The sequence below is a fragment of the Streptomyces sp. 2-1 genome, from assembly GCF_048564895.1.
Taxonomy (GTDB): Bacteria; Actinomycetota; Actinomycetes; order Streptomycetales; family Streptomycetaceae; genus Streptomyces; species Streptomyces phaeochromogenes.
Window position 1 is genome coordinate 4,297,888 of sequence record NZ_CP183383.1, and the last position, 17,794, is coordinate 4,315,681.

Sequence of the window (17,794 nt, forward strand, 5' to 3'; positions counted from 1 at the left end):
CAAACGCCTCCTCCCGGTTACACGAGCGACCCCATGTCCATGTCACGCTCCCGATTGACCGAAGTGTCAACACGCGTAGAACGCGGGCCCGTTGAGCAGGATCCCGCGTCCCGGCGCGTGCCGTTCCCGGGAAAGGGCACCCCCATGTCCGTTGCGCACAAAGGCAGTTGGAAGGCGCTGGCGGTAGGCGTATCCGCCGTCCTCGTCGGCCTCACGCTCCCGACGGTCGCCGCGACCCCCGCCGCGGCAACTACCACCGCGTACGACGACACGTACTACGCGGGCGCGATCGGCAAGACCGGCACGGCCCTCAAGAGCTCGCTGCACTCGATCATCAGCGACCAGACCGCGATCTCGTACTCCGCGGTCTGGAACGCGCTCAAGGTCACCGACCAGGACCCGAACAACAGCAGCAACGTGGTCCTGCTGTACTCCGGCATCTCGCGGAGCAAGACCCTCAACGGCGGCGCGACCGGCAACTGGAACCGCGAGCACACGTGGGCCCAGTCGCACGGCGACTTCGGCACCTCGGCCGGCCCCGGCACGGACCTGCACCACCTGCGCCCCGAGGACGTCCAGGTCAACAGCATCCGCGGCAACAAGGACTTCGACAACGGCGGCAGCAGCTTCACCAACAGCGGCGGCAGCCTCACCGACTCGAACTCCTTCGAGCCCCGCAGCGCCGTCAAGGGCGACGTGGCCCGCATGATCCTCTACATGGCCGTCCGCTACGAGGGCGACGATGCGTGGGAGGACCTGGAGCCCAACGACGCCGTCACCAACGGCAGCGTCCCCTACCACGGCCGCCTCTCGGTCCTGAAGCAGTGGAACGAGGCGGACCCGCCCAGCGCCTTCGAGGAGCGCCGCAACGAGCTCATCTACTCGAACTACCAGGGCAACCGGAACCCGTTCATCGACCACCCCGAGTGGGTCGAGGCGATCTGGTAGACCGACGGTGACCCGCGCTGAACTCCCTGTGACAGAAAGGGAGTTCAGCGCCACATCTGTCCCCTCGGTTACGAACCCATGACATTGGGGCGTACAACTGGGGGCGCTCCGATCGAGTCGAACTGACTGAACGCGGCATTCCGCGTGCAGAACCGACCGACTCGAAAGGCTTACGTATGTCCCGAGCACACCGCCGAACTCGTACCGCGCTCACCGCACCCCTGGCAGCCGCGGTGCTGCTCGCCGGAGGATTCGGCGCCATGGCCCTCACCGGGGGCTCGGCGCAGGCGGCCACCGGGTCCGCGGACGCGCAGGACGACTTCAACGGCGACGGATACGCCGACCTGGTCGTGGGAGCCCCCAACGCCACGATCTCGAGCAAGGCCAAGGCGGGCTATGTGGCCGTCACGTACGGCTCCGCCAGTGGCGTCTCAGCCTCCAACAAGAAGCTCATCAGCCGCTCCACCAGCGGCGTTCCCGGCTCCGCCGTGGCGAGCGAGCGCTTCGGGACCAACTTCACCAAGGGTGACCTCGACGGCGACGGCTTCAGCGACCTGGTGATCTCGGGCGGCAAGGCCGGCTCCGTCGTCCTGTGGGGCTCCGCCTCCGGACTCACCGGCGGCACGGCGATAGCCGGGTACGGCCAGTCCCCCACGGCCGGTGACTTCGACGGCGACGGCAAGACGGACCTCGCCCTGTTCGAGCAGGTGTCCTCCTTCGGCGACGAAGCCCCCAGCAGCGCCGCCGCCGTGTGGAAGGGCCCGATCTCGCGGACCGGCACGCCCACCGCCGTCCTGCCCGTCCTGGACAAGTCCCTGTGGTGGGGCTACGACGCCGACGACGCCTCCTGCGCCACCAACGGCGGCTGCGAGGAGGACGCCGACTCCATCAGCGGCCCCTACACCTCCACCGAGACCGGTGACGTCAACGGTGACGGCAAGGACGACATCGTTGTCTGGGAGTACAAGGGCGACGGCGTCTACGGCAACCGCCTGCTCCTCGGTGGCGGCAGCACCGGCTTCAAGAGCGGCTGGGTCCCCGGTGAGGCCGCCGGCAACAAGACGGGCACCGGCGTCGGGGACGTCAACAAGGACGGCTTCGACGACGTCGTGGTCGGCAACGACTGGGGCAGCGGCACCGTCAAGGTCGCTCTCGGTTCGGCCACCGGCCTGTCCTCGGACCGCGTCCAGACCTTCAACCAGGACAGCCCCGGGTTCCCGGGAGTCGAGGAAGAGGAGGACGAGATCGGCGGGTCGGTCTCGGTCGCGGACGTCACGGGTGACGGCTACGCCGACATCGCGCTCGGCATCCCGGGCGAGGACATCGGCGACATCTACGACGCCGGCTCGATCGCCCTGGTCCCCGGCAGCGCCTCCGGCGCCACGGGCGCCGGAACGAAGACCTTCCACCAGAACACCGCCGGTATCCCCGGAGTCGCCGAGAACAGCGACGAGTTCGGTGTGACCACCGCTCTCCTGGACCTCAACGGCGACGGTCACTCCGACCTCGCGGCCGGTTCCACGGCCGAGAACGCCCAGAACGGCGCGGTCTGGGTGCTGAAGGGCACGGCGAGCGGCCTCACCGCCACGTCGTCGTTCGCGTTCGGCGCCGGTGACCTCGGCGCGCCCGCCACGGCGGCGCACTTCGGCGCGTACCTGCGCTGAGCGAGCGGTCCACGGACATGACGGTGGGGCGGCCTGGTGCCGCCCCACCGTCATGTCCGGGCCGGATCTCCGGGTCAGGGGCGGTTCAGTCCAGGTGCGTCGGCGCGAACATCCGCAGCAGCGCCGGCAGCACGACCACCGAAGGGCCGGGCGTGGCAAGGGACTTGGCGAGGTCGTCGGCGAGGGTGTCCGGGGTGGTCCGTACGCCGGGGACGCCGAAGGACTCCGCGAGGGCCACATAGTCGGGGCGGGACAGTTCCGTCGCCGTGGCCTGGCCGAAGGCGTCGGTCATGTACTCGCGCAGGATGCCGTAGCCCCCGTCGTCGACGATGAGCCAGGTCACGTCGAGGTTGTGCTGCCTGGCCGTGGCGAGTTCGGCGATGGAGTACAGCGCGCCGCCGTCGCCGGAGACCGCGAGGACGGGGTGGGTCGGGTCGGCGACCGCGCCGCCGATGGCCGCCGGGAAGGCGTAGCCGAGGCCGCCCGCGCCCTGGGCGGAGTGCATGGTGTTCGGCCGGCGGGCGTCGAAGGCGGACCAGGCCCAGTAGGCGAGGATCGTCATGTCCCAGAAGCTGGCCGACCGGTCGGGCAGGGCCTCGCGGACGGCAGCCAACACTCGCTGTTCCAGGGTGAGTTCCTGGGCGTCGATGCGCTCGCGGACGAGGTCGAGCACGGTTCGTACGCGGTCCGCGGCCTCCTCGTCCTCCCGTACGGGAGCAGTCCCTTCGGGCAGGGTTTCGAGCAGCGCCGACAGGGCGAGGCGGGCGTCCGCGTGGATGCCGAGGGCCGGGTGGTTGGACTCCAGTTTGCCGAGGTCGGCCTCGATCTGGATGACCCGGCCGCGGGGCCTGAACGTGTAGTAGTTCGAGGAGAGTTCACCGAGGCCCGAGCCGACGACGAGCAGGACGTCGGCGTCCTCCAGGAAGTCCGTGGTGTGCCGGTCCTCCAGCCAGGACTGGAGGGAGAGCGGGTGGTTCCAGGGGAAGGCGCCCTTGCCGCCGAAGGTGGTGACGACCGGTGCGTTGAGGCGCTCGGCGAGCTGACGCAGCTTGCCGGACGCGTCGGACCGTACGACTCCGCCGCCCGCGATGATCGCGGGGCGGGCCGCCTTCGAGAGCAGGTCGGCGGCCACGGCGGTCAGTTCGGGGCGGGGCGGCAGGTCGTGGGGCGCGGCGTCCGCGGCCGTGACGACGGGCAGTGACGTCTCGGCGAGCAGCACGTCCTGCGGGATCTCGACCCAGACCGGGCCGTGCGGGGCGGTGAGCGCCGATTCCCAGGCCTCGGCGATCGCGGACGGGATCTGCGACTGCGTACGGACGGTGTGGACGGACTTCACGACGCCCCTGAACGAGGCCTGCTGGTCGGGGAGTTCGTGCAGATAGCCGTGCCGTCCGCCGCCGAGTCCAGCGCCGGGGATCTGGCTGCTGATGGCGAGGACGGGGGCGCTCGCGGCGGCGGCCTCCTGGAGCGCGGCCAGCGAGGTCAGCGCGCCGGGGCCGGTCGACAGGAGCAGCGGGGCCGCCTCGCCGGTGATCCGGCCGTACGCGTCGGCCGCGAACCCGGCGTTGTTCTCGACCCGCAGGCCGATGTAGGCGAGGTCGGAGCGGCGCAGCGCGTCGAACATGCCGAGCGCGTGCTGGCCGGGCAGGCCGAAGACGGTGGTCGCGCCGAGACCGGTGAGGGTCTCCACGACCAGGTCTCCGCCGTTGCGTCCGGGGGGCGGGTTGAGTGCGGCCTCCGTCTGCGCGGCGGTCGGGCGGAGCACCAGGTCGTGGTCGTGGGTCACTTGGCGTCGGTCTCCTCGGGCGCCTGCGCGTTCTTCTCGCGGGCCTGCGCGATCTGGCGGGACATGATGGTGGTCAGTTCGTACGCCGTGTGGGACGCGGCGACGGAGGTGATCTCGGCGTGATCGTACGCGGGGGCGACCTCCACGACGTCGGCGGAGACCAGGTGGCAGGAGGCCAGGCCGCGCAGGATCTCCAGGAGTTCGCGGGAGGTCATGCCGCCGGCCTCGGGGGTGCCGGTGCCGGGCGCGTGGGCCGGGTCGAGGCAGTCGATGTCGATGGAGATGTAGAGCGGACGGTCGCCGATGCGCTGCCGCAGCTGGTCGGCGACCTCGTCGGCGCCGCGCCGGTAGATGTCGGCGGAGGTGACGATGCCGAAGCCGAGCTTCTCGTCGTCGGTGAGGTCCTGCCGGCCGTAGAGCGGGCCGCGCGTGCCGACGTGGGAGAGGGCCTCGGTGTCCAGGATCCCCTCCTCGACGGCCCGGCGGAACGGGGTGCCGTGGGTGTACTCGGCGCCGAAGTACGTGTCCCAGGTGTCGAGGTGCGCGTCGAAGTGGAGCAGCGCGACCGGGCCGTGCTTCTTGGCGACCGAGCGCAGCAGCGGCAGCGCGATGGTGTGGTCGCCGCCGAGGGTCATCAACCGGGCGCCGGTGCCGAGGAGTTCGTCGGCTGCGCCCTCGATGGTCTCGACGGCCTCGTTGATGTTGAACGGGTTCGCGGCGATGTCACCGGCGTCCGCGACCTGGGCGAGGGCGAAGGGCGAGGCGTCCTGGGCCGGGTTGTACGGGCGCAGGAGCCGGCTCGCCTCGCGGATCGCGTTGCCGCCGAAGCGGGCCCCCGGCCGGTACGAGACGCCCGCGTCGAACGGCACACCGACGACGGCGACGTCGGTGGTGCCGACCTCGTCGAGCCGGGGCAGCCGGGCGAAGGTCGCGGGTCCCGCGAACCGCGGCACGCGGGACGAGTCGACGGGGCCGCGGGGCGTCTCGTAACTGCTCATGGGGGTAATGCCTTCTTTCCTGCGATTCATACGCTTCATCGCGTATGTGCTGCTTCTCCGACTCTACTGGTGAGCCGGAACCGATTCGGACGCGGGTTCGGAGCCGCGGCCCGCAAGCCGCTCGCGCCAGGCGGCGAGGACCGCCGGGTCGGTGGCGGGGGTGGCCAGCGAGACGATCACGTAGACGGCCAGGGAGGAGAGGAGCCCGTAGTAGATGGGCTCGTTGGCGAGGATTCCGTAGGACGCCATCAGGCCGATCACCGCGAGGCCGCCGACCGCGACGGCGGCGAGGGCACCCTGGGCGGTGCCGCGCTTCCAGAGCAGTCCGCCGAGGATGGGCACGAGGAGACCGCCGACGAGCAGGTTGTAGGCGACGGTCAGGGCCTCGACGACGTTGTTGAGCGCGATCGCCGTACAGATCACCGCGACGCCCATGATGAGGATGAAGGCCCGGTTGCCCCTGACCTCGTCGCGCTCCTCGTCGGAGTCGGCGGTGCCGGAGGTGGTGACGGCGCCGCGCAGCCGCGACCAGATGTCGTTGTTGGCGACGGTCGCGCAGGCGATGAGGGCTCCGGAGGACGTGGACATCACCGCGGCGAGGGCGGCGGCGAGGACCAACCCCCGTACACCCATGGGCAGTTCGTCCTTCACGATGGTCGCGAAGGCGTCGTCGGCGCTGTCCAGCTTCGGGTAGAGGACCTTGGCCGCCGTGCCGATGACGGCACCGGCGAGCGCGTAGACCAGGCAGTACGTGCCCGCGACGGTGCCGCCCCACTTGGCGGTGCGGTCGCTCCCCGCGGTGAACACGCGCTGCCAGATGTCCTGCCCGATCAGCATGCCGAACGTGTAGATCAGCACGTACGTGAAGATCGTCTCGCCGCCGATGCCCAGCGGGTCGAAGTACTCGGTGGGCAGCTGCGCCTTCATCTCGCTGAACCCGCCGGCCTTGACGATCGCGATGGGCAGCAGGAGCAGCAGCACACCGATGGTCTTGACGACGAACTGCACCATGTCGGTGAGCGTGATCGACCACATGCCGCCGAGCGTCGAGTACGCGACGACAATCGAGCCGCCGAGGATGATCGCGACCGTGCGGTTCATGTCGAAGAGGACGTCGAAGATCGTGGCGTACGCGATGGTCGACGTGACCGCGAGCATGAGGGTGTACGCCCACATGACGACGCCGGAGATGACACCTGCCCGGCCGCCGTAGCGGAGATCCAGCATCTCGGAGACGGTGTAGACCTTCAGCCGGGCGATGCGGGCCGAGAAGAAGATCGACAGGGCCAGCAGCCCGAGGCCGATGGTGAAGACCATCCAGGCGCCGGAGAGCCCGTACTGGTAGCCGAGGCCGACGCCGCCGATGGTGGACGCGCCGCCGAGGACGATCGCGGCCATGGTGCCGGAGTACATCGTCGGTCCGAGCCGCCGTCCGGCGACCAGGAACTCGCTCTTGGACTTGGCGCGGCGCATGCCCCACCAGCCCACGGCCAGCATGCCGACCAGATAGACGACGATCACTGTGTAGTCGACGGCCATTGGGGGCTCCTCTTCGCGCGTTCGGTGGCGTGTCGTGCGGGTGGGTGTGTGCTGTGGATTCGCCGGTGGCTGACCGCTCGCGACGTCGCGTGGCGTGGCGTGTTCGCGGGGACATCCGCCCGTACCCGCGGCCTCCGGTGGGGACGACCCTAGGTGGCCGGAAAGCAACGAAGAAGTGTACGTTTCATCCACAGTCACCGGATCCGATGGAGGAAACGTCCACCATGCCGGACGCTGCCGTTCCAGGCCCCGCCCCTGCCGTCCCACCCACACCTCCCGTCCCTCTCGCCGCACTGCTGGCCCGGGAGGACCTCGGGCTGCGGCAGATCGCGGGCCCCCAGGATTCGGCCACGGTGATCCACTGGGCGCACACCTCTGAGATGGCGGACCCGTACCCCTATCTCCTCGGCGGCGAGCTGCTGCTCACGGCGGGGGTGCATGTACCGGAGGCGGCGGGCTCGGGCACCTACTTCGACGACTACGTCTCCCGGATCGTCGAGGCGGGCGGCGCCGCCCTCGGCTTCGGCGTGGCCCCGGTCCACGACACGGTCCCGCGAGCCCTCGTCGTGGCCTGCGACGACTACGGCCTGCCGCTCATGGAGGTCCCGCCCCGCACGACCTTCTCCGGCGTGGCCCGGGCGGTCTGGCAGCTCATGGCTCAGGCCCGCCACACCGAACTCCGCCGCGTCACGGAGGCCCAGCAGAGCCTGGCCGCCGCGGCGGCCCGCCCGGACCCCGTCCCGTCGGTCCTGCGCCAACTCGCCCAGCGGGTGGGCGGCCGGGCCACGCTGTACGCCCCGGACGGCGGGGAGGTGGCTTCGGCGGGGCGGATGCCGGGGGCCGGCGGCGCGGGCGGGGGCGGCGAGGTGAGCGGGGCGCTGGCGGGGCTGGTGGCGGTGGTGCGGCCGACTACGAGGGACGGTTCCGGGAGCGTGAGTGCGAGCGGGGGCGGCGGGGGCCCCACTCCCTCCTCCGCGAGTGACACCGCCGCCGGGGTCCACCTCGCGGCGTACGTCCTCGGCACCGGGCAGGGTTTCGTGCTGGGCGTGGCCGCCCCGCGCCGCGACCCCGGCGACCACACGATCGCGTCCGTCGGGGCCGTACTCCTCTCCCTCCTCACCGGCGAACACCAGAGCAGCACGGGTGCGGCCCGCTCCTCGGCCCTCGTACGGCTACTGCTGGGCGCCGCCCCGGAGGAGGTCGCTCCGCTGCTGGGCGGGGGTGAGCGCTGGGTGGTGGTACACGCGCGGCCGGACGGTCCGGCGCCGGACGCCGTGACCGCGTCCGCGCTGGGGGCGGCGCTCGGTTCGGCGCTGGTGGATGTGGACGGTGACGTCGTACGGGTCCTGGTGCCCGCGGGCCACCGTGAGTTGACCGTCCAGCCGGGCTGGACGTGCGGGGTGAGTGCCCCGGTCGGCTCCCACGACTGGGCATCCGCGGACACGCAGGCGGGCCGGGCCCTGTCCCGCGCGAGGGCGACCCGAGCCCGCCTGGTCCGCCACGGCGAACACCAGGGCCTCACCGACCTGGTCCCACCGACGGAGGCCGCCGCCCACGCACGTACGTTGCTGTCCCCCATCACCGCGAACCCGGCCCTGACGGAGACCCTCCGAACCTGGCTCTCCCTCCACGGCAGCTGGGACCGCACGGCCGTCGCCCTCTCCGTCCACCGCAACACGGTCCGCCAACGCATCACCCGCTGCGCGACCCTCCTGTCGACGGACCTGGACGACCCGGACGTCCGCATGGAGCTGTGGTTCGCGCTGCGGCACGCGTAAAAACGTTCCTCGCCCCCGCCGCCCCTACCCATTCCCGTCCCTTTTCGGGGGCCAGCCCCCGAACCCCCGCTCCTCAAACGCCGGAGGGGCTGAAAGATTGCGCGGCAGGGCCGAACCTCTATAGCCCAGTCCAGGCGCATCTCAGCCCGTCCGGCGTTTGAGGACAAGGCCGTTCAGGCCGATCTCCCACCCAGCCCCGTTCAACCCACCCACCCACTCCAGCCCCCACCCAGCCCGTCCGGCGTTTGAGGACGAGCGCGTTCAGCGCGATGCGGGGGTCTGGGGGCGGCAGCCCCCAGGGGCGGGACGGGTAGGGGCGGCGGGGGCGAGAACCCGGTCGTACCGTCGCCGCACCACGGAATCCCCCCCACCCCCACCCCAAACCCCGAGTGACCCATGTCCCACGGTTCGATACACCGGCGCCACCCAGCGGACCGCACCGGCAGAATGGGAGGCATGCCGATACCCGGGACCCCCAGCCGCGCCGACCTTGTCGACCACCTCGTACGGACGCGTATCGCGGGCGACGTAGCCACCCCCCGCGAGAACAACCTCTCCCACTACCGCAAGCTGGCGAACGGCGACCGCAACTACTGGCTCGGCCTGGAGCTCGGCGACCGCTGGACCGACGAGCAGGACGTCCTGGCGGTCATGGCCGAGCGATGCGGCGTGAACGACGACCCGGAGTACCGCTACGGCCAGGACACCATCGACCCGGACCTGACGGTCGACGCCCTGGAGCGGATGGCGGGCCGACTGCGCAAGGCGGCAGCGGGCAGGCAGCGGGTGCTGTTCGCGACGGGCCACCCGGGCGGCCTCCTCGACGTACACCGAGCCACCGCAGCCGCCCTCCGCTCCGCCGGCTGCGAGATCGTCGTGATCCCGGACGGCCTGACCACGGACGAGGGATACGTCTTCCAGTTCGCGGACGTCGCGGTCCTGGAACACGGCGCGACCCTGTGGCACACCCACTCGGGCGAGCCGATGCGCGCGATCCTGAAGGGCCTGGAGAGCGCGGGCCGCCCCCTGCCCGACCTGGTCGTCGCCGACCACGGCTGGGCAGGCTGCGCGGGCCAACTGGGCGTCGACTCCATGGGCTACGCCGACTGCAACGACCCAGCCCTGTTCCTCGCGGAGTCCGAGGGCACGGTCCAGGTGACCGTCCCCATGGACGACCACGTCACGAGCCCCCGCCACTACGACCCGATGACGGCGTACTTGCTGGACGCGGCGGGCCTCACGGACACCGACACGGACTGAGCCCGCGCTCGACTGAGCCCACGCCCGGCGGGGCCCCTCGGCCCCCCAGACCCCTCACCGAGGAATCCGTACAACCCCCTCCTGGATCACCGTGACCGCCAGCCGCCCGTCCTGTGTGTAGATACGGGCCTGGCCGAGGCCTCGCCCGCCGGACGCGGACGGTGACTCCTGGTCGTACAGGAGCCATTCGTCGGCGCGGAACGGGCGGTGGAACCACATCGCGTGGTCCAGGGAGGCGCCGACGACGTCGCCCGTGACCCAGCCGCCGCGGCCGTGGGCGAGCAGTACGGAGTCGAGGAGCGTCATGTCGGAGACGTACGTGGCGAGGCAGACGTGCAGGAGCGGGTCGTCGGCGAGCTTGCCGTTGGTGCGGAACCACACCTGGGAGCGGGGCTCGCGTTCCTCCCCGACGCTGGCGAACGGCGGCGCGTCGACATAGCGGAGGTCGACGGCCTCGCGGGCCTCCAACAGCCGCTCCACGACGCCCTGTTCGCGGTACAGGTCGATGTACCGCGGCAGCAGTTCGGCCGCCGTCGGCAGGGTCTCCGGATCGGGCGCGGCCGGCATGTCGGCCTGGTGGTCCATTCCCTCCTCGTACGTCTGGAAGGACGCGGAGAGGTGGAAGATCGGCTGCCCGTGCTGGACGGCGACCACCCGGCGGGTCGTGAAGGACCGGCCGTCGCGGATCCGGTCGACGGTGTAGACGATCGGCGCGCCCGCGTCCCCGGCGCGCAGGAAGTACGCGTGCAGGGAGTGGGCGAACCGGTCGTCGGGGACCGTACGCCCCGCGGCGACCAGTGCCTGCGCGGCGACCTGCCCGCCGAAGACGCGGGGGACGACGGCGAACCGGGACTGGCCGCGGAAGATGTCCTGCTCGATCCGCTCCAGGTCGAGCAGATCGAGCAGGGCTTCAAGTGCCTGACTCATGTGTCAGTTGTACCGTGCAGTGATTTCGCGGGTGTTTTCTCGGCTGGTTTCCGGGCCCTACAGGCCCATGTCCTTGGCGATGATCGACTTCATGATCTCGCTGGTGCCGCCGTAGATGCGGTTGACGCGGTTGTCCGCGTACAGGCGGGCGATCGGGTACTCGTTCATGAAGCCGTAGCCGCCGTGCAGCTGGAGGCAGCGGTCGATGACGCGGTGCGCGACCTCGGTGCAGAACAGCTTCGCGGACGCGGCCTCGGCGGGGCTGAGTTCGCCCGCGTCCAGGGCCTCCAGGGAGCGGTCGGCGACGGCCTGCGCGGCGTCCACCTCGGCCTGGCAGGCGGCCAGTTCGAACTTGGTGTTCTGGAAGTGCGAGACCGGCTTGCCGAAGACCGTGCGCTCCAGCACGTACTCCTTGGCGAACCGGACGGCCGCCGCGGCCTGCGCGTACGCGCCGAACGCGATGCCCCAGCGCTCGGACGGCAGGTTGCCGCCGAGGTAGTAGAAGCCCTTGTTCTCCTCGCCGAGGAGGTCCTCGATGGGCACCTTCACGTCGACGAACGCCAGCTCGGCGGTGTCGGAGGTCTTCAGGCCGAGCTTGTCGAGCTTGCGGCCCACCGAGTAGCCCTCGGCCTTGGTGTCCACGGCGAAGAGGGAGATGCCGAAGCGGCGGTCCTCGGCCGTCGGGGCGGACGTACGGGCGCAGACGATCACACGGTCGGCGTGCACGCCACCGGTGATGAAGGTCTTGGCACCGTTGAGGACGTAGTGCGAGCCGTCCTCGGAGAGCTTCGCGGTGGTCTTCATGCCCGCGAGGTCGGAGCCGGTGCCCGGCTCGGTCATCGCCAGCGCCCACATCTCCTCGCCGGAGACGAACTTCGGCAGGAAGCGCTTCTTCTGCTCGTCGGTGGCGAGCGCCTTGATGTAGGGCAGGCCAAGCAGCACGTGCACACCGGAGCCGCCGAAGGAGACACCCGCGCGGGCGGTCTCCTCGTACATCACGGCCTCGAACTTGTACGAGTCGATGCCGGCGCCGCCGAACTCCTCGTCCACGCGGATGCCGAAGACGCCCAGCTCGGCGAGCTTGTAGTAGAAGTCGCGCGGCGCCTGGCCGGCCGCGAACCACTCGTCGTAGACGGGAACGACCTCGGCCTCGATGAAGGCCCGGAGGGTCTCCCGGAACGCCTCGTGATCCTCGTTGAACACCGTACGGCGCACCGCCGCCACCTCCACCTGGCTCATGAGTCCATGTCTAAGCGCTTGCTCAGAACATCACCGTACCGGCGAGTAGGCGGCAGCGTCCAGAGGAGCACCCGCGTAACGCTCGTCACGCCGCGGCGGCCGCGAAGGCGCCTCTCGCCATGCGATGGAGCAGCTCCGCCGTGCCCGCGCGGCCCGGGAGGGCGCCGGGGCGGCCCAGGTGGGGGGTGGAGTTCAGCAGTCCGAACACCGAGTGCACCGCCGAGCGGGCCGCCGGTTCGGCCAGTGCCGGATAGACCTCGCGGACGACCTCCACCCACAGCTCGACGTACTGCCGCTGCAGCTGCCGCACCAGCTTGCGGTCGCTGTCCCGGAGGCGGTCCAGCTCGCGGTCGTGCAGGGTGATCAAGGGGCGGTCGTCGAGCGCGAAGTCGATGTGCCCCTCGATGAGCGAGTCGAGGAGCGCCTCGGGATTCCCGTCGGACTCCGCCAGCCGGCGCTTGCCGCCGGTCAGCAGCTGCCCGCTGATCCCCACCAGCAGCTCGGCGAGCATCGCGTCCTTGCCGGGGAAGTGCCGGTACAGGCCGGGGCCGCTGATGCCGACCGCCGCCCCTATCTCGTCGACCCCGACCCCGTGGAAACCGCGCTCGGCGAAGAGCCGCGCGGCCTCCTTGAGGATCTGCTCGCGGCGGGTGGGGGCGTCGGTTCTCGTGGCCATGGACGCAATTCTAGACAGGGAGGTTAGCGCTCGTTAACCTGAAGGAAACGCGTTAACGCTCATTAACCTGATTCATGGGCCGACCAGACCTTGGTTCATGGATCGCTGACGACTTGGTTCATGGGCCACTGGCGACTTGGCTCATGGACTGCTGACGGCTTGGTTCATGGACCGGTGACCACCGGGTGAGGGGACCGCAGAATGCACGAGGCACCGGAGCTGACGACCGCGGGGGACCCCGCGGCGGAGGCCTGGCGGGCCAACGAGGAGGCGCACCGCACGCTCGTCGACGAGCTGCGGGGCAAGCTGGCCGCGGCCCGTCTCGGCGGCGGTGAGCGGGCCCGTGCCCGGCACACCGCCCGCGGCAAGCTGCTGCCGCGCGACCGCGTGGACACGCTCCTCGACCCCGGCTCGCCCTTCCTGGAGCTGGCCCCGCTGGCGGCCGACGGGCTGTACGACGGGCAGGCCCCGGCCGCGGGCGTCATCGCCGGGATCGGCCGGGTGAGCGGCCGCGAGTGCGTGGTGATCGCCAACGACGCCACGGTCAAGGGCGGCACGTACTACCCGATGACGGTGAAGAAGCACCTGCGCGCCCAGGAGGTGGCCCTGGAGAACCACCTCCCCTGCGTCTACCTGGTGGACTCGGGCGGCGCCTTCCTCCCCATGCAGGACGAGGTCTTCCCCGACCGCGAGCACTTCGGGCGGATCTTCTACAACCAGGCCCGGATGTCGGGGGCCGGCATCCCGCAGATCGCGGCCGTCCTCGGCTCGTGCACGGCCGGCGGGGCGTACGTCCCGGCGATGAGCGACGAGGCCGTGATCGTGCGCAACCAGGGCACGATCTTCCTCGGCGGCCCGCCCCTGGTGAAGGCCGCGACCGGCGAGGTCGTCACGGCGGAGGAGCTGGGCGGCGGCGAGGTCCACTCCCGCATCTCCGGCGTCACGGACCACCTCGCGGAGGACGACGCGCACGCGCTGCGGATCGTCCGGACCATCGTCTCCACACTCCCCGACCGCGGCCCCCTCCCCTGGTCGGTCACACAGGGCATCGAGCCGAAGGTGGACCCGGCCGGGCTGTACGGCGCGGTGCCGGTCGACTCCCGCACCCCCTATGACGTACGCGAGGTCATCGCGCGCGTGGTCGACGGCTCGCGGTTCGCCGAGTTCAAGGCGGAGTTCGGGCAGACCCTCGTCACCGGCTTCGCCCGGATCCACGGCCACCCGGTCGGGATCGTCGCGAACAACGGCATCCTGTTCTCCGAGTCCGCCCAGAAGGGCGCCCACTTCATCGAGCTGTGCGACCAGCGCGGCATCCCGCTGGTGTTCCTGCAGAACATCTCGGGCTTCATGGTGGGCCGTCAGTACGAGGCTGGGGGCATCGCCAAGCACGGCGCGAAGATGGTCACGGCCGTCGCCTGCACCCGCGTACCGAAGCTGACGGTGGTGGTCGGCGGGTCGTACGGCGCGGGCAACTACTCGATGTGCGGCCGGGCGTACTCCCCGCGCTTCCTGTGGATGTGGCCCAACGCCAAGATCTCGGTCATGGGCGGCGAGCAGGCCGCCTCGGTCCTCGCGACCGTCAAGCGCGACCAGTTGGAGGGCCGCGGCGAGTCCTGGCCGACGGATGAGGAAGAGGCCTTCAAGGCTCCGATCCGCGCCCAGTACGAGACCCAGGGCAACGCCTACTACGCCACGGCCCGGCTCTGGGACGACGGTGTGATCGACCCGATGGAGACCCGGCAGGTGCTGGGACTCGCTCTGACGACTTGCGCGAACGCCCCGCTGGGTGACCCCCAGTTCGGCGTCTTCCGGATGTAAGGGGACGGACGACGATGTTCGACACGGTACTTGTGGCCAACCGGGGCGAGATCGCCGTACGGGTCATCCGTACGCTCCGGTCGCTGGGCGTCCGCTCGGTGGCCGTCTTCTCGGACGCGGACGCTGACGCCCGGCACGTGCGCGAGGCGGACACGGCGGTACGGATCGGTCCGGCGCCGGCCGCCGAGAGCTATCTGTCGGCGGAACGCCTGCTGGAGGCGGCGGCGAGGACGGGCGCTCAGGCGGTGCACCCCGGGTACGGATTCCTGGCGGAGAACGCCGAGTTCGCGCGGGCATGCGCCGATGCCGGGCTCGTCTTCATCGGGCCTCCGGCGGATGCCATCTCGCTCATGGGCGACAAGATCCGCGCCAAGGAGACGGTGAAGGCGGCGGGGGTACCGGTGGTGCCGGGGTCGTCCGGCAGTGGGCTCACGGACGCGGAGTTGGCTTCCGCGGCCCGGGAGATCGGGATGCCCGTGCTGCTGAAGCCGTCGGCGGGCGGTGGTGGCAAGGGGATGCGGCTCGTGCGGGACGCCTCCGTGCTGGCGGACGAGATCGCCGCCGCGCGGCGGGAGGCGCGGGCCTCCTTCGGCGACGACACGCTCCTCGTCGAGCGGTGGATCGACCGACCGCGGCACATCGAGATCCAGGTCCTCGCGGACGGCCACGGGAACGTCGTACATCTCGGCGAGCGCGAGTGCTCCCTCCAGCGCCGGCACCAGAAGATCATCGAGGAGGCTCCCAGCGTCTTCCTCGACGAGAAGACCCGGGCCGCGATGGGCGAGGCGGCCGTCCAGGCGGCCCGCTCGTGCGGGTACTCGGGGGCGGGCACGGTCGAGTTCATCATGCCGGGCGTCACTGTGCCCATCGGGGGGACACCCCCCGAACCCCCCGTGTCCTCGTACTACTTCATGGAGATGAACACGCGTCTCCAGGTCGAGCATCCGGTGACCGAGATGATCACCGGGATCGACCTGGTGGAGTGGCAGTTGAGGGTGGCGGCGGGCGAGCGGCTCGGCTTCGCCCAGGAGGACATCACGCTCACCGGGCACGCCGTCGAGGCCCGGATCTGCGCCGAGGATCCGGCGCGGGGGTTCCTGCCGTCCGGCGGTACGGTCCTGCGGCTGCACGAGCCCCAGGGGGACGGCATCCGTACGGACTCGGGGCTGTCCGAGGGCACGGAGGTCGGGTCGTTGTACGACCCGATGCTGTCCAAGGTCATCGCGTACGGGCCGGACCGGGCGACCGCGCTGCGGCGGCTTCGCGGGGCGTTGGCGGGGACGGTGACGTTGGGGGTGCAGACGAACGCGGGGTTCCTGCGGAGGCTGTTGGCCCACCCTGCGGTTGTGGCGGGGGAGTTGGACACGGGGCTGGTGGAGCGGGAGGTCGAGGGGCTGGTCTCGACCGGGGTTCCGCCGGAGGTGTATGTGGTGGGCGGGTTGCTGCGACAGGCGGCTCTTTTCCCCGGCCCCACCCCTTCCCGAAGCGCCAATCGGCCTGAACGGCCTCGTCCTCAAACGCCGGACGGGCTGAATGAGTCGGGCTGGGTCGATCCGTTCTCCGTGCCCAGTGGGTGGCGGCTCGGCGGGGAGCACGCCTGGATCGTGCACCACCTCCGGGTGCCCGGCCACGACCCCGTGACCGTCCGCGTGCGGGGCACGGCGGAGGGCGCGGAGTTCCGGCTCGACGGCGTGGACGGCGCAGCCGAACCCGTCCATGAGTCCAGTGGCGAAGCCGCCATCTCCTGGGGGTCTGGGGGCCTGCCCCCGGTTTCGGGAAGGGGTGGGTCTGGGGAAGAGAACCGCTTGTCACAGCCCTCCACCGTCACCCTCCACCTCGACGGCATCACCCACACCTTCCACCAGGCCGGCACCTGGATCGGCCGAGACGGTGACGCCTGGAACCTCCTGGACCACGACCCCGTCGCCGCCTCCCTCACCGGCGCGGCACACGCGGGCGCGGACTCCCTCACCGCGCCCATGCCCGGCACGGTGACCGTCGTAAAGGTGGCCGTCGGGGACGAAGTGACCGCAGGCCAGAGCCTGTTGGTGGTGGAGGCGATGAAGATGGAGCACGTCATCTCCGCCCCGCACGCCGGCACCGTCACCGAGCTGGACGTCACCCCGGGCACGACGGTCGCCATGGACCAGATCCTGGCCGTGGTCGCACCGAGCGAGGAAGCGCAGGAGGAGGAGAAGAAGGCATGACCACCCCCGAACTCGGCCTGCCCATGGCCGTACCGGCCGACGGCCTCCCGGCCCACGTCCGCATCCACGAGGTCGGCGCCCGCGACGGGCTGCAGAACGAGAAGGCGACCGTCCCGACGGAGACCAAGGCGGAGTTCGTACGGCGGCTGGCCGACGCGGGCCTCACCACCATCGAGGCGACGAGCTTCGTCCACCCGAAGTGGGTGCCCCAACTGGCCGACGCGGAGGACCTGTTCCCCCTCGTCCGGGACCTGGGCGACCTCTCGGGCACGGCCCTCCCCGTCCTCGTACCGAACGAACGGGGCCTGGACCGGGCGCTGGCCCTCGGCGCGACCCGTATCGCGGTCTTCGCCAGTGCCACGGAGTCCTTCGCCAAGGCCAATCTCAACCGGACCGTGGACGAGGCGCTGGCGATGTTCGAGCCGGTGGTCGCGCGGGCCAAGGCGCAGGACGCCCATGTGCGCGGCTATCTGTCGATGTGCTTCGGCGACCCGTGGGAGGGACCTGTGCCCGTCCCCCAGGTCGTACGGGTCTGCCGTGCGCTCCTCGACATGGGCTGCGACGAACTGAGCCTGGGCGACACGATCGGCGTGGCGACCCCGGGACATGTGCGGGCGCTCCTCACCGCCCTGAACCAACAGGACATCCCCACCTCCTCCCTCGGCGTGCACTTCCACGACACGTACGGCCAGGCGCTCTCCAACACCCTGGCCGCGCTCCAGCACGGCGTCACGACGGTGGACGCGTCCGCGGGCGGCCTCGGCGGCTGCCCGTACGCGAAGAGCGCCACCGGCAACCTCGCCACCGAAGACCTCGTATGGATGCTGACGGGCCTCGGCATCGACACCGGGGTCGACCTCGACCGTCTCACCGCCACCAGCGTGTGGATGGCCGAACAACTGGGCCGACCCAGCCCGTCCCGCACCGTCCGTGCCCTCTCCCACCAGGAGTGAT

Annotated in this window: 13 protein-coding genes; 7 read left to right on the forward strand and 6 right to left on the reverse strand. The window is 70.9% G+C overall.

What is annotated here, in order from left to right; genetic code table 11:
- The first annotated feature begins 144 nt into the window (after nucleotides 1-144).
- A complete protein-coding gene (locus tag ACN20J_RS18830; RefSeq protein ID WP_055616271.1) occupies nucleotides 145-948 on the forward strand; it encodes an endonuclease I family protein in 804 nt (267 codons plus the stop codon).
- Between the two features lie 176 nt (nucleotides 949-1,124).
- Entirely contained in the window at nucleotides 1,125-2,612 is a 1,488-nt protein-coding gene (locus tag ACN20J_RS18835) for an FG-GAP-like repeat-containing protein (protein ID WP_419666376.1), read from the forward strand.
- 85 nt (nucleotides 2,613-2,697) lie between these two features.
- On the opposite strand, the gene ACN20J_RS18840 is transcribed toward ACN20J_RS18835, so the two are convergent.
- The 3 genes from ACN20J_RS18840 to ACN20J_RS18850 all read right to left on the reverse strand — a co-directional run bounded on the left by ACN20J_RS18840 (nucleotide 2,698) and on the right by ACN20J_RS18850 (nucleotide 6,935).
- A complete protein-coding gene (locus ACN20J_RS18840; RefSeq protein ID WP_419666377.1) occupies nucleotides 2,698-4,398 on the reverse strand; it encodes a thiamine pyrophosphate-binding protein in 1,701 nt (566 codons plus the stop codon).
- Entirely contained in the window at nucleotides 4,395-5,396 is a 1,002-nt protein-coding gene (gene speB, locus ACN20J_RS18845; protein ID WP_189837687.1) for an agmatinase, read from the reverse strand. Before speB ends, ACN20J_RS18840 begins: the two co-directional genes overlap by 4 nt.
- Nucleotides 5,397-5,459: 63 nt before the next feature.
- Nucleotides 5,460-6,935 carry a sodium:solute symporter gene (locus ACN20J_RS18850; RefSeq protein ID WP_419666378.1) on the reverse strand — a complete coding sequence of 492 codons (1,476 nt, stop codon included), beginning with the start codon at nucleotides 6,933-6,935 and terminating at the stop codon, nucleotides 5,460-5,462.
- A gap of 206 nt (nucleotides 6,936-7,141) precedes the next feature.
- On the opposite strand from ACN20J_RS18850, the gene ACN20J_RS18855 reads away from it, so the two are divergent.
- Together ACN20J_RS18855 and ACN20J_RS18860 are read left to right on the forward strand one after the other, a co-directional pair.
- Nucleotides 7,142-8,713 (forward strand): PucR family transcriptional regulator, encoded by a 1,572-nt coding sequence (locus ACN20J_RS18855; protein ID WP_419666379.1) that lies wholly within the window; start codon nucleotides 7,142-7,144, stop codon nucleotides 8,711-8,713.
- A 456-nt stretch (nucleotides 8,714-9,169) separates the two neighbouring features.
- A complete protein-coding gene (locus ACN20J_RS18860) occupies nucleotides 9,170-9,973 on the forward strand; it encodes a phosphatase (protein WP_419666380.1) in 804 nt (267 codons plus the stop codon).
- Nucleotides 9,974-10,027: 54 nt separating this feature from the next.
- Here the strand turns inward: ACN20J_RS18860 and tesB are convergent, their stop codons facing one another.
- From tesB to ACN20J_RS18875, 3 genes are all read right to left on the reverse strand, one after another.
- The gene (gene tesB / locus ACN20J_RS18865) at nucleotides 10,028-10,900 is read right to left on the reverse strand and encodes an acyl-CoA thioesterase II (protein WP_419666381.1); all 873 of its coding nucleotides are present in this window, start codon (nucleotides 10,898-10,900) and stop codon (nucleotides 10,028-10,030) included.
- Between the two features lie 57 nt (nucleotides 10,901-10,957).
- Complete coding sequence (locus ACN20J_RS18870; RefSeq protein WP_419668909.1) at nucleotides 10,958-12,115, reverse strand: acyl-CoA dehydrogenase family protein; 1,158 nt, start codon at nucleotides 12,113-12,115, stop codon at nucleotides 10,958-10,960.
- Nucleotides 12,116-12,224: 109 nt separating this feature from the next.
- On the reverse strand, nucleotides 12,225-12,815 hold the full coding sequence (locus ACN20J_RS18875; protein ID WP_361920770.1) for a TetR/AcrR family transcriptional regulator: 591 nt from the start codon (nucleotides 12,813-12,815) through the stop codon (nucleotides 12,225-12,227).
- Nucleotides 12,816-13,016: 201 nt separating this feature from the next.
- Between ACN20J_RS18875 and ACN20J_RS18880 the strand changes: the two genes are divergently transcribed.
- Genes ACN20J_RS18880 through ACN20J_RS18890 form a run of 3 tightly spaced genes read left to right on the forward strand, consistent with a single transcriptional unit; the run spans nucleotide 13,017 to nucleotide 17,793 of the window.
- Nucleotides 13,017-14,633 (forward strand): carboxyl transferase domain-containing protein, encoded by a 1,617-nt coding sequence (locus tag ACN20J_RS18880; protein ID WP_419666382.1) that lies wholly within the window; start codon nucleotides 13,017-13,019, stop codon nucleotides 14,631-14,633.
- 14 nt (nucleotides 14,634-14,647) lie between these two features.
- Complete coding sequence (locus ACN20J_RS18885; RefSeq protein ID WP_419666383.1) at nucleotides 14,648-16,840, forward strand: acetyl/propionyl/methylcrotonyl-CoA carboxylase subunit alpha; 2,193 nt, start codon at nucleotides 14,648-14,650, stop codon at nucleotides 16,838-16,840.
- Nucleotides 16,837-17,793, forward strand: a complete 957-nt coding sequence (locus ACN20J_RS18890; RefSeq protein WP_361920767.1) for a hydroxymethylglutaryl-CoA lyase — start codon at nucleotides 16,837-16,839, stop codon at nucleotides 17,791-17,793. The genes ACN20J_RS18885 and ACN20J_RS18890 overlap by 4 nt, the downstream gene beginning before the upstream one ends.
- The last annotated feature ends 1 nt before the right edge of the window (nucleotide 17,794 follow it).

What these genes read in the sequence shown, in the direction of transcription:
- ACN20J_RS18875 (WP_361920770.1), bottom strand. Translation starts at nt 12,815, where the DNA reads ATGGCCACGAGAACCGACGCCCCCACCCGCCGCGAGCAGATCCTCAAG.
- ACN20J_RS18890 (WP_361920767.1), top strand. Translation starts at nt 16,837, where the DNA reads ATGACCACCCCCGAACTCGGCCTGCCCATGGCCGTACCGGCCGACGGC.
- ACN20J_RS18860 (WP_419666380.1), top strand. Translation starts at nt 9,170, where the DNA reads ATGCCGATACCCGGGACCCCCAGCCGCGCCGACCTTGTCGACCACCTC.
- ACN20J_RS18850 (WP_419666378.1), bottom strand. Translation starts at nt 6,935, where the DNA reads ATGGCCGTCGACTACACAGTGATCGTCGTCTATCTGGTCGGCATGCTG.
- ACN20J_RS18855 (WP_419666379.1), top strand. Translation starts at nt 7,142, where the DNA reads ATGGAGGAAACGTCCACCATGCCGGACGCTGCCGTTCCAGGCCCCGCC.
- ACN20J_RS18830 (WP_055616271.1), top strand. Translation starts at nt 145, where the DNA reads ATGTCCGTTGCGCACAAAGGCAGTTGGAAGGCGCTGGCGGTAGGCGTA.
- speB (WP_189837687.1), bottom strand. Translation starts at nt 5,396, where the DNA reads ATGAGCAGTTACGAGACGCCCCGCGGCCCCGTCGACTCGTCCCGCGTG.
- ACN20J_RS18835 (WP_419666376.1), top strand. Translation starts at nt 1,125, where the DNA reads ATGTCCCGAGCACACCGCCGAACTCGTACCGCGCTCACCGCACCCCTG.
- ACN20J_RS18880 (WP_419666382.1), top strand. Translation starts at nt 13,017, where the DNA reads ATGCACGAGGCACCGGAGCTGACGACCGCGGGGGACCCCGCGGCGGAG.
- ACN20J_RS18885 (WP_419666383.1), top strand. Translation starts at nt 14,648, where the DNA reads ATGTTCGACACGGTACTTGTGGCCAACCGGGGCGAGATCGCCGTACGG.
- tesB (WP_419666381.1), bottom strand. Translation starts at nt 10,900, where the DNA reads ATGAGTCAGGCACTTGAAGCCCTGCTCGATCTGCTCGACCTGGAGCGG.